The 15,048-nt window shown below is 51.2% G+C and carries 14 protein-coding genes; 13 read left to right on the top strand and 1 reads right to left on the bottom strand.

Features of this window, described 5'->3' with window-relative positions; all coding sequences use genetic code 11:
- Nucleotides 1-4: 4 nt before the first annotated feature.
- The 10 genes from QNM19_RS13985 (at nucleotide 5) to QNM19_RS13940 (ending at nucleotide 9,608) form a co-directional block, all read left to right on the top strand.
- Nucleotides 5-784, top strand: coding sequence for an HAD hydrolase family protein (locus QNM19_RS13985; protein WP_049866290.1), 780 nt, complete (start codon nucleotides 5-7; stop codon nucleotides 782-784).
- Nucleotides 771-1,439, top strand: coding sequence for an HAD family hydrolase (locus QNM19_RS13980; protein ID WP_049866289.1), 669 nt, complete (start codon nucleotides 771-773; stop codon nucleotides 1,437-1,439). The genes QNM19_RS13985 and QNM19_RS13980 overlap by 14 nt, the downstream gene beginning before the upstream one ends.
- Entirely contained in the window at nucleotides 1,432-2,640 is a 1,209-nt protein-coding gene (locus QNM19_RS13975) for a hypothetical protein (RefSeq protein ID WP_049866288.1), read from the top strand. Before QNM19_RS13980 ends, QNM19_RS13975 begins: the two co-directional genes overlap by 8 nt.
- Nucleotides 2,637-3,143, top strand: coding sequence for an adenine phosphoribosyltransferase (locus tag QNM19_RS13970; RefSeq protein ID WP_284026823.1), 507 nt, complete (start codon nucleotides 2,637-2,639; stop codon nucleotides 3,141-3,143). The genes QNM19_RS13975 and QNM19_RS13970 overlap by 4 nt, the downstream gene beginning before the upstream one ends.
- A 12-nt stretch (nucleotides 3,144-3,155) precedes the next feature.
- A complete protein-coding gene (locus QNM19_RS13965) occupies nucleotides 3,156-4,007 on the top strand; it encodes a nucleotidyltransferase family protein (protein WP_284026822.1) in 852 nt (283 codons plus the stop codon).
- Complete coding sequence (locus tag QNM19_RS13960; RefSeq protein WP_049865052.1) at nucleotides 4,004-5,086, top strand: HlyD family secretion protein; 1,083 nt, start codon at nucleotides 4,004-4,006, stop codon at nucleotides 5,084-5,086. The genes QNM19_RS13965 and QNM19_RS13960 overlap by 4 nt, the downstream gene beginning before the upstream one ends.
- 9 nt (nucleotides 5,087-5,095) lie before the next feature.
- Entirely contained in the window at nucleotides 5,096-6,613 is a 1,518-nt protein-coding gene (locus QNM19_RS13955) for a DHA2 family efflux MFS transporter permease subunit (protein WP_049865051.1), read from the top strand.
- Between the two features lie 171 nt (nucleotides 6,614-6,784).
- Nucleotides 6,785-8,437 (top strand): S41 family peptidase, encoded by a 1,653-nt coding sequence (locus tag QNM19_RS13950; RefSeq protein WP_049865050.1) that lies wholly within the window; start codon nucleotides 6,785-6,787, stop codon nucleotides 8,435-8,437.
- Nucleotides 8,437-8,826, top strand: a complete 390-nt coding sequence (locus QNM19_RS13945; protein WP_156202326.1) for a hypothetical protein — start codon at nucleotides 8,437-8,439, stop codon at nucleotides 8,824-8,826. Before QNM19_RS13950 ends, QNM19_RS13945 begins: the two co-directional genes overlap by 1 nt.
- Before the next feature lie 92 nt (nucleotides 8,827-8,918).
- Entirely contained in the window at nucleotides 8,919-9,608 is a 690-nt protein-coding gene (locus QNM19_RS13940) for a 4'-phosphopantetheinyl transferase family protein (RefSeq protein WP_049865048.1), read from the top strand.
- Here QNM19_RS13940 and QNM19_RS13935 read toward each other — a convergent pair.
- On the bottom strand, nucleotides 9,605-11,245 hold the full coding sequence (locus QNM19_RS13935) for a cyclic peptide export ABC transporter (protein ID WP_284026821.1): 1,641 nt from the start codon (nucleotides 11,243-11,245) through the stop codon (nucleotides 9,605-9,607). The two genes, QNM19_RS13940 and QNM19_RS13935, sit on opposite strands and share 4 nt — an antisense overlap.
- Before the next feature lie 120 nt (nucleotides 11,246-11,365).
- On the opposite strand from QNM19_RS13935, the gene fhuF reads away from it, so the two are divergent.
- The 3 genes from fhuF to QNM19_RS13920 all read left to right on the top strand — a co-directional run bounded on the left by fhuF (nucleotide 11,366) and on the right by QNM19_RS13920 (nucleotide 15,042).
- Nucleotides 11,366-12,127: a siderophore-iron reductase FhuF gene (gene fhuF, locus QNM19_RS13930; protein ID WP_049865047.1), complete on the top strand. Its 762-nt coding sequence runs from the start codon at nucleotides 11,366-11,368 to the stop codon at nucleotides 12,125-12,127.
- Nucleotides 12,128-12,205: 78 nt separating this feature from the next.
- Nucleotides 12,206-13,444, top strand: a complete 1,239-nt coding sequence (locus QNM19_RS13925) for an isochorismate synthase (protein ID WP_049865046.1) — start codon at nucleotides 12,206-12,208, stop codon at nucleotides 13,442-13,444.
- The gene (locus tag QNM19_RS13920; RefSeq protein WP_049865045.1) at nucleotides 13,441-15,042 is read left to right on the top strand and encodes a (2,3-dihydroxybenzoyl)adenylate synthase; all 1,602 of its coding nucleotides are present in this window, start codon (nucleotides 13,441-13,443) and stop codon (nucleotides 15,040-15,042) included. Before QNM19_RS13925 ends, QNM19_RS13920 begins: the two co-directional genes overlap by 4 nt.
- Nucleotides 15,043-15,048 lie beyond the last annotated feature (6 nt).

Below are 15,048 nucleotides of genomic sequence, written 5' to 3'. Positions count from 1 at the left end.
CATTATGTTTACAGAAATAAAAGCCAAACATTGGCTGTTTGACATTGACGGTACAATCGCCTTTGACAACCAACCCGTCAGTACGGCGTTGACCGATGCACTGCTCGAGTTGAGCGCCGACAGCGACGTGATCTTTGCCACTGCCAGGCCGTTTCGAGATGTGTTACAGGTACTGCCAACCGAGCTACGTAACAATACTATCTCTTGTACCAATGGGGCTTTGCTGTTTAAGCAACACAAAGTTTATGCTGAACAACACCTCAGTAAGAACACCAGCATCCGCTTGATACATTTACTCGAGGATTTGGATGCGCCTTATATTCTGGATTGTGCTCAGGGATTTTATCTGAGTCGCACCAGCCATCCCTTTTTTGAGTACACTCAGGGGAGTTACAAAGCCCCCAAAATCTCCCAGCAAGCGGCATTGGCCCAGGGTATCAATAAAATTCAGGTGTTTGATACACAGCTCATTGAACTGCTGAACAGAGATGCTGAGCAACTCAGGATCACGATCTACCCTTATGCTGGCGTCGACTTTTTTGACATCTCTCCAACCGGATGTTGTAAATCCAACCTGTTTCAGCAGCTCAATATCGACCCGCTCAATAGTATCGCCTTTGGTAATGATTCAAACGACCTGCATCTGATCAAGCAAGCACAAGTGGGCGTCTGCATAGGGTCGCACCCGCAACTCAATCAGGCTGCCGATCTGACGCTTAAACAGGCCTGTCCGGAGCAAGCATTAATTAACATCATCAGGGAGAGAGCTTTTGAAAACCTATAAGCTAGTTACGTTCGACTTTGATGGTACCTTGTGTGACACCGCGCCTGCCATTATCAGCACTCTGCAGCAGCTGTTTCCCGGTACTGAACAGGCACACATTGACGCGCAGTTATCCGTGGGTACCCCGCTTAAATCGGTGATTGCCCGGTTACATCAGCACCCTCTGTCTGCCGCTGAGCTGGATGCACTGTGCCGTCAATATCGGGCGCTGTACAATCAGGAACACCATCAGTTACAAGTACCATTTCCTCATGCCAGAGACACCATCACAGCATTCAGACAAGCCGGTGCGCAGTGCCTGATCGTCAGCAATAAGGGCGAAGCCGCACTGAATGCCTTCGTACAGCAGTATGCATTCGCGTCGCTCTTTGACGATGTGATAGGAGAACGCGTCGGCATAGCAGGCAAGCCACAGCCGGATGTCTATGAGCAAGTGATCCGCCCAGCTTACCCAGGCATTAAACCCGAGCACATATTGCATATTGGCGACACCACAGCAGATCTGGCATTTGCTCATGCTATCGGTGCCGACAGCGCCTATCTGACCCATGGCTTTGGCGATGATGAAGCAGCCCTGGCGATGCAGCCGACCTGGTATTGCACTCACTTTGAGGAACTCACCCAACAGTTAGCATTAGGGGGAAAGCATGTTTGATTATAGCCCTGCTAAGCTGCCGTTTGTAAATCAAGCTGACAGAGTGCTGAAGCATAACCATTTCGTCAAATCGCTATTCTGGCAAAGCTGGCATGATTGCTTTGAACAGCATGCACTGCCCAAGCTACCTGAGCCGATTGCAAAGTTATGGAGACACTCCCGGGAAATATTTCAGCTTGCCTTTATCGCCCACCGTTATGGCATGATCTTTTTTGCTTCGCGACGTGAAGTCTCCGCACGGTTGGCGACAATCACAACAAAGAGCCAGCAGATCGATGAGGTTTACCAGGTTTTGTCACAGCGACAACTACTCAATACCATTTACAACCTGACCATCAATCACTTTGTTTTTAGCTGGCCCAGTAAAGCCGCGTGTGCGCAGATGATTGCACCAAACCAGTTTCAGCTCAGCAAAGAACAGGTGCTGTACTATCGCGATGACGCATTTTACAGACACAGTGAGCAGGTAAAGCGGCTCGGTGATGAGGTGGTGTATGATCTGCATGATTTTGCACACCTGGTCAGCACCCTCTGTAAGCCCACCTTATACGGTTGCTATTATCATGACTTGAGTGCCAAGATCACCAACAAGCAGTTCCGCAATATGATTTCTCTGCCGGGAAAACGCGACCTGGACAGTCAAATTGTCGCCGACGGGTTTGTCTACACCTGCCTGACCAGGCATCTGTACGACACCCTGGTGACTGAGCCATTTACAACCCCGGATGATCTGGTCGAAGCCATCGCAGAACAACTCAGCCGCTACTATCTGGCAAAGCAAACCCTCACCAGCGCGCAAGATGGCAAAACCTACCGGTTAAATGCCCCCATTGAAACCGGTCAGCTTGTGATATTGGCCCTGAATAAGCTCTATGAACACTCGGCATCAGAAGTCGAGCACTCCGTATTTATCCGCGCTGAGCAAGACAGTGGGGTACTTGAGCTCTCCCCCTCAAACCGCTTGCAGGCACTGGCCGCACCGTTAAAGTGGCTGTATCCCGAGGCGCGCAATACCATTCGTCATCGTGCCCATGCACTGTCTTACATTAAAACAGCCAAAGCGCTGATCCCCATGCGCCCGGCGGAAGCCTCAATTTTAGACCAGGTTGTGCAGTTGCTCGGTGCTGACCCCGCGGCACTGCGTACAATTTTAGAGCTGCTATCACTTAACTCCACGCTTAATAAGGAAGAATTACTATGATCTCACAACACATTGCCATCGTGCAGGACCACCCAAAACCAGGCATTAAGTTTCATGATATTACGTCGTTGTTGAGTAACGCCAATGAAAGAGACCGCGCCATCACGCAGCTCACCGAACACTTTCGGGGCAAAGTAAACTGTGTCGCAGCCATTGACGCACTGGGCTTTATCATTGGCGCTATGGTGGCAGACCGATTGAATTTAAAATTTGTGCCGATCCGAAAGCCCGGCAAACTACCGCGTGAAACCATCAGCACCGATTACAGCAGTGAATATGCACACAACAGTCTGCACATTCACAAAGACGACATTGACCAGAATGACCACATCCTGTTGATTGATGATGTGTTGGGTACGGGCGGGACCTGTCTGGCTGCCATCAAGTTGTGTGAACAACTGGGTGCACGTGTCGTGGGTACCGGCTTTTTGCTTGAACTGCCCAGCCTTGGCGGACGCCACACCCTGGAAGGCTATCACCCTGTTTGCTGTGCCCAGCTGTAACCCAGTGACACTATGACTATGTATGATCACTACACCCTGCCAGAGCAACACCAGCATTTGATCCGCACTGCAATGACACAGCGCATCGACCAGGCAAGTCCGGTGACGATTGGCGAGCTCATCGCACACATGCAATCACTGAACTGGTCGGTGTTTATCTCAGGCGGTGCACCCAGAGACTGGGTTGAAGGCCAGCAAGCACAAGACATTGATCTGTCTGTAAACACCAGCTTTGCCGACCTGTATGCGTTTTGCCTTGGTATATTTCAGTCTCATCAACTGCTCACTGACCCAGATTTTGGGTTAGTGACTGTGCTCGGCTCAGAGTACAAATTAGACATTAATATATTACGCGAAGCCGCCTTCACCATGCCCGTGCCGCCCAAAGTCGGCCTGTCTCAGTCACACCAGCATGACGAGAGCCAGTCAGCAACCACCGCTATCGCACGCCTGAAAGCTGATATCCTGTCGCGGGACTTCGCCGTCAATGCGCTCTACTATTGCTGTGACAGCGGGCACATTCTCGACCCTTCAAAGCAGGGCTTGTCTGATCTCAAACATCGCCGCTTGTCTTTTGTCATGTGTGCACAGAGGCTGGCCCACGACAATGTGGTCTGTATCAGGATTTTACAGTTCATCGCACGCGGCTTTGAACCCAATGAGGAAGTAAAAACTCTGCTTTGTACGCGGCTGGAAACCGCCGTCATGCAACAGCAAGAGTTTCAGGCATGGCTGGCAGTCTATATCGGGACGCATAAATCATACTACCCACAGTTCAAGGCCTGCGCCTATCACTATGCTGCCAGTCAAACCGTCAAAAACCGACTTCAGCACTATTTTAGCAATATGGAATCCGAGTCGTGAGTAGTCTCTCTAAACGCAATCAAGCCCTTGCGGTGTTTATTTTTATCCTGATCACTATGACCACAGTCTGGGCCGTTGCATACAGCCGACTATACCTGACCATAGACAATGCCCGGGTCAGTGCGGATTTGGTAACCATCCGTAGTGAAAGTGATGGTCGCATCGTGATGGCGAATGCGGCACTGCGCTCGGAGCGGGTGCCCAAAGGCCAGCAGATCATCGCTCTGGACGCGCGGGAAATCCGCTTGCAGATACAGGTTGCGGACGCTGAAATCGCTCAGATTGAAGCCGAAAAACAACTCAACCAGCAACGCTATGAGGTCGCCATTGCCAACAACAAAGAGCAGGCAACGCAGTTTATCTGGCAACAGGAACTGCTCAATAGGGAACTGGCACTCAAACAAGAAAGCACCCGCTTACAAATGGAGAAAACCGACAATATTCAGGATCTGGCAACCACGGCAGCGGTCTCCAGGCAGGATAAACTCACCGCCCAGTCAGCACTTCAGCAGGCGTTATTAGACATAGATATTCATCAAGCGAGAATTGCAGAACACGCCGTCAATCAGGCCTTACTCAGCAATGAAAAGCGCCAGGCCGACTTAATCTTGCATGAAATTTCCCGCTTAGAGAGTCAGAAGCAAGCCGCCCAGGCACAACGCGCACTGCTTGAATATCAATTGGAAAAATTAACCTCTTCGGCACCCTTTGATGGCGTGATTGATGAAGTCTTTGTCCGCCATGGTGAATATGTCGAAGAAGGCCAGCGTCTGTACATGATGCATGATCTCAACAGCCTGAAAGTCGAGGCCAACATTCTGGAAAGTGACCTTGGCAAAGTGCACCTGGGGCAACAAGTCGACGTGCAGTTAAGCTATCAACCCGGGCAGACGATTTCGGGGGTGATCACCCGGATTGCATCAGTCAGCAATGACAAACTGGCACTGATCCCCACCAGTCAAATGAGCAGCGATTTTGTCAGAGTAAAACAAAGGTTCACGCTGGATATCAAATTAGATAACACCACCTCAGCTATGGTCGCACCGGGCATGATGAGTACCGTGATAGTTCCACTGTAAAGGACCCTTATGTTTAACAGGCAAACCATTGCATGTATTTTTACGGTTGGACTCGGCAGCTTTTCAACCTTACTCAGCAGCACCACCATCGAGGTCGCATTTGTGCAGGTGATGGGGGAGCTGGCCATGGACCTGAGTGAAGCGCACTGGACCGTATCGTTATACATGGTGGTGATGACAATTGCGATGCTATTAACCGCGGACTTGGTGAATCGCATTGGTTGCAGATACACGTTTATCGTCAGTTTCATCATCATGATCTCAGGCTCACTGATCGGGGCTTTGGCAGATGGCCTGTTCAGCTTGTTGTGCGGCCGTGCCTTGCAGGGATTTGCGGCCGGATTGCAGGCCCCACTGGCCACCATCATATTGGGGCGCATTTTTGCCAGAGAAAAAATGGGCATTGCGATGGGCTTTTTTGGCGCGATTATGCTGTTAGCCCCTGCGCTTGGTCCGGTTATCGGCGGTTATTTAATCGATTTCATGTCGTGGCGCGGCCTGTTTGCGTTTCAAATTCCGATGGCAGCTCTGTCCCTGCTATGTGCACTGATCTTTTTAAATCCCGATAAACCACAGCAGGCAGCTTACGGTTACGACTGGGCGGGTTTGTGTATTCTGACTGGCGTACTGTCTGGCTTTTTCATCAGTTTACAGCTGGTTGAAGAGGTGGGGGTGTATGCCACTGAGTTTGCAGTAAGCTGCGGCGTCAGTGCTCTGCTGGCGCTTATGTTCTATTTTTATGAAAAAAACACCGCTCAGCCACTGGTCAATTTCGCACTGTTTAGGGACACCGTGTTTAGCGTCAATATTGTGGTGATCTGCGTGCTGGGTATTTTTCTCTTTAGCTCCATCTTAATCGTACCTCTTTACTTGCTTGAGATCAGAGGACTCAGTGCCCGTCAGGCTGGTGAAGCCCTGCTCATTCCGGGTCTTATCATGGCCTTTATGGCGCCTTTTTCAGGCTGGTTATCCGATCGCTTCCCACCCAGAGAAATTATTTTGTGTGGTCTCCTGATCAATGCATACGCCATCTGGCTCACCGCACAACAAGATGTTTCAAGTGCGATTATTGCCATTGTGGTGGCCACATCTCTATCACGTATTGGCATGTCAGTTATGCTTCCCAGCTTATATGTGAGCTCACTCAGGCACCTTGACGGACCTATGCTGGCTTATGGCTCAAGCATGATTAACTTTGCCCGACAAATAGGGGGAGCGCTGGGTGTGATGCTATTTAGCTTGTTATATGAACGCAGTAAGTACATTGCATCAGACCAGCTGTGGCAATCCGCTGGCAATGCAATGGCGTCAACAGGCTACTTAAACCTGGATGCCACGAGCAGAGAATACAGCAGGATAGAACAAGGGATCCATGCGCTGTCGGGGACTGCCGCATTTCAATCCGTCTTCTATCTGAACCTGCTGATGAATATTATCTGCCTGGGGCTGCTACTGTTAACTTACTTACCCGCCTGGCGGGCGACTTTGCGCAAGTCTCAGATCTCTGACAGCCCCGCTTCGCCCTAGCAGGCATGAGCAATAAATTGCGCAACAAAGTACCTACTCTATACTAAAAAATGGGTTAAATTGATTATTTTTGCTGCTGTTGACATTAATTAACAGTCAAACCGGTCTATCTATTGTATTGTAGAAACAGTGTTGATAGTTTTTAGCGCAATGAATACATAGGACAAAACCATGATGCAATTCAGCAACTTACACCTTGCCATCGGATTGGCTTTAACCCTCACTGCGCTCTCAGGATGCGGTGGTGGCGGTACAGAGAGCAGCAATGGCGGTGATTCAGGTACTGTGACAACGCCGGATAACAATAATAACGGCTCAGACTCAGGTGGCAGCAGCACAGAACCCAACTGGCAGGCTGGTGTGTTTCCACCTGCCACCAACTTCATCAACTACTGCGCCAACCCACGCACCGGACAGGATGAATTTAACAATAACCAGCCTTTTCCGGACAGAGCCGGGACGGTTATGCATGAAAAAATGTGGCTCCGCTCATTCAGCCATGAAACCTATTTATGGTACGACGAGCTTGCTGACAACAATCCGCAGGACTTCAGCACAGTGGCTGATTATTTTGCCCAGCTAAAGACCACCCAACGTAATCCGGATGGGTCACTGAAAGATCAGTTTCATTTTTCTAATACCTACGAAGAATATCAAAAAGAGCAACAGTCCGGTGTAACCACCAGCTATGGTATTCATTGGTCTGCTAGCAAAACGTCCTCACCGAATCGTAACTTTACCATTGCTTATATCGAGCCAAACTCGCCAGCTGCGGGCACTGGGCTGAGCAGAGGCGATCGCCTGATCAACATCGACGGCGAGGATTTTGTGGACGGCGATAACGTCACATTATTCAATGAAGCGCTATTTCCCAGTGATCCAAAAGCCTACACCTTTGCTTTTCGTTCTGTCGAGGGCGAAGAAAAATCAGCCTCTATGACCGCCGCCGACTTTGAACAAACACCGGTGCAACATACAAAAATCATATCACACGGAAACAAAACCGTTGGTTATGTGCAGTTTAACCAATTTATTCCAACGGCACAGGAGCCCCTGATTGCTGCGTTTGATACCTTTATTAACCGAGGTGTCAATGAGCTGGTGCTGGATATGCGCTATAACGGTGGTGGACTTATCCACAGTGCAGCACAGCTTGGTTATATGATCGCCGGAGATAGTTCACTCAGCCGCAATTTCGGCGTCACAACCTACAATGATAAGCGCCAGAGTGAAAACCGGATATATACTTTCGAGCCTCGCCGGATAGACTGGACCCGGGATGTATTTCTTAACGACACCACACTGCCCAGCCTGAGTCTTTCTAAAGTATACGTACTGACCACCGACGACACGGCCTCAGCCAGTGAAATGGTGATCAATGGCTTGCGCGGTATTGATATTGAGGTGATCCAGATAGGCACCACTACACGCGGTAAACCCTACGGTTTCTTACCAGCCCCTAACTGCGGCATGGTGTATTACACCATTCAGTCAAAATCAGCCAATGAAAAAGGCTTTGGCGACTATGCCAATGGCTTTACACCAACACCAGCCAGCCAGATAAACGGCGAAACCGGATTAGATGGAAGAGTGCCAGGCTGTCAGGTGAGTGATGATTTGAGCCGTGCGTTAGGTGACGAAAACGAGCAGCTACTGGCCACCGCACTGCATCATAGCGCAACCGGCACCTGCCTGGTCAATGAAGCGACGGGCGTCTCCGCCAAACCAGGTGATAATGAGCAGGCGGGTGAGCATAACACTGTGACGCTGCCGTTCAGACCACTGCGTGATGGCGCGATCCACTCTACATTGAAAGGACAGTAATGATGAAATGTTCGGGATGGTTTGCCACGTTACTGACCCTGCTGCTCAGTGGCTGCCAGTACAGCAAAGCAGCGCCTGTGTACGCAGCTTTAATTGAGCAAACCACACCGGACATGATCCGTGAAATACAACACGCCATCGTCGCCCTAAAGGGCGGCAAGGCACCCAAACTAGCCAATAACGTGTTTATGCAGCGCTCCACTTTGTTCCTTGAAAAAGGCAATATACGCGATGCCTATGGCCAGCCCATCCTCGGTAGCAGAGAAGGCGGCGTGACGGGCTTCGAATTGCAAATACGTGGCGAGCAATGCGTCTTGTTTTATCCTAAAACTGGCGAATATCGGGTATTGTCTGGCATACCTTGTGTGCCCAACCCACAACAACCGTAGCACGCTTAATTTTATTCCCGGCTTTGCCCCTGAGTGTGCTTGCAACCTTTCCCTATATCGGTAAACTGGCTGGCACTAATTGAGGGAGTCGTATGTCGTTAACACCAGTCGAACTATTTACACCCCAGCTGCCATTCGTCAGTCACAGCAGTGCTTTTCGCGTTGCCGCGTATCAGGACAACGATTTTGCCCGTTATACGCAACCATTGCCGGATAAACTCAGCCGCGCTGTCGCCAAGCGTAAAGCGGAATATCTCGCCGGGCGTCACTGTGCCAGTCAGGCACTCAAAACGCTGGGACTACCGCATACCATTGTTGCCAGTGCAGAAAGTCGTGCCCCCATATGGCCAGAGGGCATTCAGGGCACCATTACCCATACTCAGGAGCTGGCCATGGCCATGGTCAGTGATGATCCGTCAGTACAGGGATTAGGCATCGATCTGGAAAGAAAAATGTCGGATAAGCAAGAGCAGGAGCTACAAAAACAGATCCTGGCAAAAGAAGAACAGGCTGCGTTTGAGCAACTGAGTCAAGTACAGGCCTCCCCGCTCACCCTGATTTTCTCCGCCAAGGAGAGTATTTTTAAAGCGCTGTACCCAGTCGTACAACGCTTTTTTGGCTTTGAGGCCGCCTGTCTAAACGACTTCAGTCACAACCAATTACATTTTACGCTCACAGAAACACTCCATGAAACTCTGCCACAGGGCACCCAAATCAGTGTGTATTATCAACTCAACGATGAGTTGGTCCTGACCGAGTGCTGCCTGCGCGCTGGCCGTTAAGCCAGCGCCGTTTGCTGTTTTGACACGCCAGGAGGAGATACTCTGGCCGGTTCGCTGAGACACCCGTTGTCCATTTTCAGTAGTCTGTCGGCCAGGTCAAAATACTTGTCATCATGGGTGATCACCAGCACGGTTTTACCCTGAGCGCTAAGCTCTGGCAGCAGCTCGCGATAAAAGACGTCTTTAAAGACCGGGTCCTGATCTGCCGCCCATTCATCAAAGATATAAAACGGTCTGTCTTCCATGTAAGCCACCACCAACGCCAGGCGTTTGCGCTGTCCTTGTGACAGCTTCTGCGTGGTAAACGCGCCGTCTTTAATGGCCACTTTATGATGCAGGTTGAGCTTGCGGATCAAGGCATTGCCTTTGTCTTCCAACGCTTGCCCCTCACAACCTAAAACTCGATCAAAGAGGTAAAAATCACTGAAAACCGTACTAAACAACTGACGATAGTCATCAAACTGCGCCGCTTGTATTGCTTTTCCATCAACCAAAACTTGTCCCTGCTGCGCCTCAAACAGACCACACAACAGCTTGGCAAAGGTGGTTTTACCACTCCCGTTACCACCAACCAGATAGATCAGCTCGCCTTTGCGCAAGGTCAGGTTGATGGGTGTCAGGGCAAATACCTCATCACTTTGTTCATGATAATAACCGTGGCTGATGTCCGTCAGGGCCAGTTCATTAAAGTCACTCATAGCCTCATTGCTACTCGGCATCAACGCCATTTCTTCCGTTAACGTGGCAATGGTATTGGCCGAAGCTTTCGCAGCGGCGGCTTTTGGAATAGCAGCCAGCATCACTTCCAGCGGTGTCAGCATATAAAGAAATAACAGCGCAAAACCCGACATGACTTTTCCGCTATCCGCACCAGGTGTGGAAAGATAAAACAGTGCGCCACCAATAAAGGCAAACACACTGAAACCGCCCCAGGACGCCGCGTAATGATACATACTGGCGCCCTGTACACGCCGCTTTTGCAGCAAAGTGATGGTGCTGCCAATCACATCCTGGAAGAAAGTTTCACGCTTTTTACGATGCAACTTGAGCTCTTTTGCACCGGCATAAATGGCATCAAATTGGTCGTACAAAGAATCCTGAATTTTTGCCGCTTCGGTTACTTTACGAAAGGCATTGGCATTGGCCAGGCTATAACCCACGGAGCCAAGTACCAGGGTCAGCAATGCAAATAAAAACACCTGCCAGTCAAGCCAGGCCATATATACAAAGCTGCCCAACACCACCATGGCGTTACTGAGAATGTTAGGCAGACTCTGAAAAAATTCTGCTACTTTAAGGCTGTGTTCGGTCAGACACGATTTGATCTTACCCGCCCCTTGCGCTTCTACATGGCTGAATTGCGCACCGATGACATGCTCTGCAACCTCACGGCGCACTGTCGCCTGACTTTGCTGGCTGAGTTGCTCTGCGAGTAACTTAGAAGCCAGTTGCAAGCTCACCCCCAGGCAGGCCAGTACGGCAAACCAGACAAACTGCTCAGAGCGGCCATCCTGATTACTGTTAATGATTTCGTTGATCAGCGCGACCAGCGACACGCTGATCAGACCAAACAAAACACTGCTGAGTGCGGTCGCGATGAATCGCCACCAGGTATTACGGATCAATTTTGCAAGCACGGGGTCTCTCTTCTATGCTGACGTGGATTTGCTTTAGGTGGTGACGAACAGAAAGTAAAAAAATTCACCCACAAAACGTCTATGCATAGGTATTTGTAGCAAATCAACCACGAGGTACACTTGCTTCCAACATTACAGCCGTTTTTTCAGGGGCCCTTCAGGGAATATGGCGAAGCCGTCACTTTGTCACACACCCCGGACTTACCGACTCTTTCACACCAGTTTGCCGAGGCGAGCGCGTTAAAAAACACTATCACTCGCTGGGCGCTGCACGAGGGGATTGACGCCCCCCGGGCACATGCTTCCGTGTGGCATATGCGCTATTGCGTCAGAGTACTCCCGACGATGTTACTGAGCCACAGTGTGCTCAACCGGGGTCTGCCTATTGCAGCTCAGGACGTGCAGCTGTGTTTAACCACTCAGCGCCTGATGTTACGCACCTGTGGTCAGCCGTTTATCCCAGGCAGCAGCACAGGGGCCAAATATCACCCGGTGATCTTTGCCCACTTTGCCCCGCTTCATGACTTTCTCTCAACCCAGTTTGGTATCGCTGAGCGTGTACTGTGGAGCAATCTGGTGTTTCGCCTGCGCCAAATCAGCACAACCGTTGCCAATGTGCTACCGGATGCCTCTGGGCTGCAGCAGGATGTCCGTACCCTGCTACACCCTGATTGCTGGCAAGACCAACCTAACCCTCTGTTCAGAGCACAGCGCAATGAGTACATGGCTGGGGGAAAGCGTGTGCGAGGTGCCTGTTGCTTGCTGCACGCTCACCCGCAAAAAGACTATTGCAGTGACTGCCCTAAGCGCCCGGAATTCATGGCGGCACGAAAAACAGCCCGCAAGCAAATGGCCTGCAGCACTAAATCTTTTTCACAATGAGTCGTCTTGGTCACATCTCGCTGAACGCAGTTTGCATCAGCGTCGCTACAGACAAAGTTAACAGAGGAAAGTAAATCCATGCATGCTGGTCAATTATCCGAACCTACCCAAACGCACCAACTTGGCGAGTTCCGGCCCGAGCAGGACTGTTTATTTGTTTCCGGACAGTCATGCCTGATAAGTCGTGGTATGGCCAAGCGTTTTACCTTAGCCATTAATGATACCGAGGCGCTGGCAAGTCAGCTGCAACAACAATTAGATGCGCATGCAGCCAGCCACCAGGATCATGCCATCGCCTTCGGTGTGATACCGTTTTGTAAGCAACAGCAGGCTCAGTTTATCATCCCGGAGCAGGTCAGCACGCTGGATAAACAACTCTTTGCACAGTGTCTGAGTGCACAGCATACGAGTGCTCAGACACCTAATCGCTTGCAGTCCGTGCATTACAAACAAGACCGGGCACACTTTGAGCAAACCGTGCGCGATGCTAAAGCCTTATTTGCCGACGGTGAGCTGGATAAAATCGTACTCAGTAAGCAGGTTGAATTACAGTTTGAGCAACCACTGGATCAGGTTGGCGTACTCGCTCAATTACTGGCACAAAGCCCCAGTGGCTACCACTTTTCGATCCCCAGCCAGTTGCATGATGCAGAGACCAAACAAGCAGCTGGGGTATTAATGGGTGTCAGCCCTGAGCTGTTACTGCGCAAATCTGACGGACAAATTTTTAGCAACCCGCTGGCCGGTTCAATCCCCCGGGATCCTTGCCCCAGCGTCGAAGCACAGCGCCGCTCAACCCTGTTCGCATCGAAAAAAGACCGCTATGAACACGCAGTGGTATTACAGGACATGGCACAGATCCTCGGCCCGTTGTGCACCCAATTGCATATACCCGAGCAGCCCGACCTGCTTAGTACAGCCACCATGTGGCATCTGTCAACAGTTATAGAAGGCACACTCTGTGCCCCACAGCAGCCCGCAATCGCGCTGGCCAACCGTCTCCACCCCACACCGGCACTGTGCGGTAAACCCACAGCACTGGCGTACCAGCACATAGATACGCTGGAAGGTCACGGCCGCGGCTTATTTTCAGGGATCGTTGGCTGGTGTGACAACCAGGGCAATGGCGAATGGGTGGTGGTGATCCGCTGTGGTTACCTGCAAGCCAATCTGGCGACCTTATTTGCCGGTGCCGGTATTGTGGCAGCCTCCGATCCCAGTTCGGAATGGCTGGAAACCGAAGCCAAATTAAACACTATGCTGAACGCGCTGGACGTACGGCATGCCTATCACTTAGCAACGAAACACACACTATGAGTATTGAATATACCCCGTGGCCCGAAGAGCTGGCCGCCCACTACCGTGCCCAGGGCTACTGGCAGGATAAACCACTTACCAGTATTCTAGACGACCAACTGGTGCACAATGGACAAGGCATTGCCGTGGCGGATGCCAACCGGCAACTGAGCTATCAGCAACTCGATGAATATAGCACCAACCTCGCAGCCCACCTGGCCAGTCAGGGGTTACAGCAAGGCGATACCGCGCTGGTTCAACTGCCCAACTGTGTGGAGTTTTATATCAGTTACTTTGCACTGCTTAAACTTGGCGTGGCCCCGGTTTGTGCGCTGTTTAACCACCAGCGCACGGAGTTACAAAGTTATTGTGAGATCCTGCAGCCTAAGCTGCTGCTGGTTTCGTCTGCTCAGTCTTTGTTTGCTGACGAATCCTTCTCTCAGGAGCTATACAATCGCTTTGCCTGTATCAACCACATCATGGTTGACCACAGCAAGGGCAACAGCGAGCTGAAGCAAGCGTATTTGCAACCACGCAGCTTCCGTGCACCTGATCTCAATCCAGAAGATGTGGCCTTTTTCCAGCTCTCTGGCGGCAGCACCGGCACCCCGAAACTGATCCCGCGCACCCACAACGATTACCTGTATTCTGTTGTTGCCAGCCGGGATATTTGTCAACTGCATGGCGATACCCGTTATTTGTGTGCCCTGCCAGCCCCCCATAACTTCCCACTCAGCTCACCCGGCGCACTGGGCGTATTTGCAGCCGGCGGCTCAGTGATCCTGGCTTCAGACCCCAGTCCAAGTAACTGCTTTGCCTTGATTGAACGCTTTGCCATAACCCACACCGCGCTGGTACCACCTGCACTCCAGCTGTGGTTGCAACATGCATCACACAGCGACCATGACCTGAGCAGTTTGACGCTGATCCAGGTTGGTGGTGCTAAGCTCAGCCGCACCGTGGCCGAGCAGGTCAGGCCGGTGCTGGGTGCCCAACTACAGCAAGTGTTTGGCATGGCAGAAGGTCTGGTGAACTACACCCGTCATGACGATGATGACGAGCTGGTGCTGACGACCCAGGGACGTCCCATCAGCCCGGACGATGAGGTCAAAGTCGTTGATGAACACGGCCAGCCAGTCGCCCAAGGTGAAGCCGGCAGACTCATGACCCGCGGCCCGTATACCTTCCGGGGTTACTACAAGTCACCTCAGCATAACGCCAGTGCATTTGATGCAGAGGGGTTTTATGCCTCCGGCGATTTGGTCAGGCAACTGCCTTCTGGCCACCTTATTGTGGTCGGGCGAGATAAAGATCAAATCAACCGTGGCGGCGAGAAAATCGCGGCCGAAGAAGTGGAAAACCACTTGCTGGGCCATCAGCACATCGAGCAGGTTGCCATAGTTTCTATGCCCGATGCCACGCTGGGCGAGAAGAGTTGCGCCTTTGTGGTGGCCGCTGAAAAGCTCACCCCTTTGCAACTGCGCAAATACCTGCGTCAGCTGGGGATCGCCGATTTCAAAGTCCCCGATAAGTTCCAGTTTGTAACCGACCTGCCCCTGACTGCGGTAGGTAAAGTCGATAAAAAAGCCCTGCGTGCCACGTTCGACGGCCAGGCCTGATTAACA

This window comes from Pseudoalteromonas ardens, from assembly GCF_030125445.1.
GTDB classification, from domain to species: domain Bacteria; phylum Pseudomonadota; class Gammaproteobacteria; order Enterobacterales; family Alteromonadaceae; genus Pseudoalteromonas; species Pseudoalteromonas ardens.
This window is presented reverse-complemented; position numbering and strand designations above follow the sequence as displayed.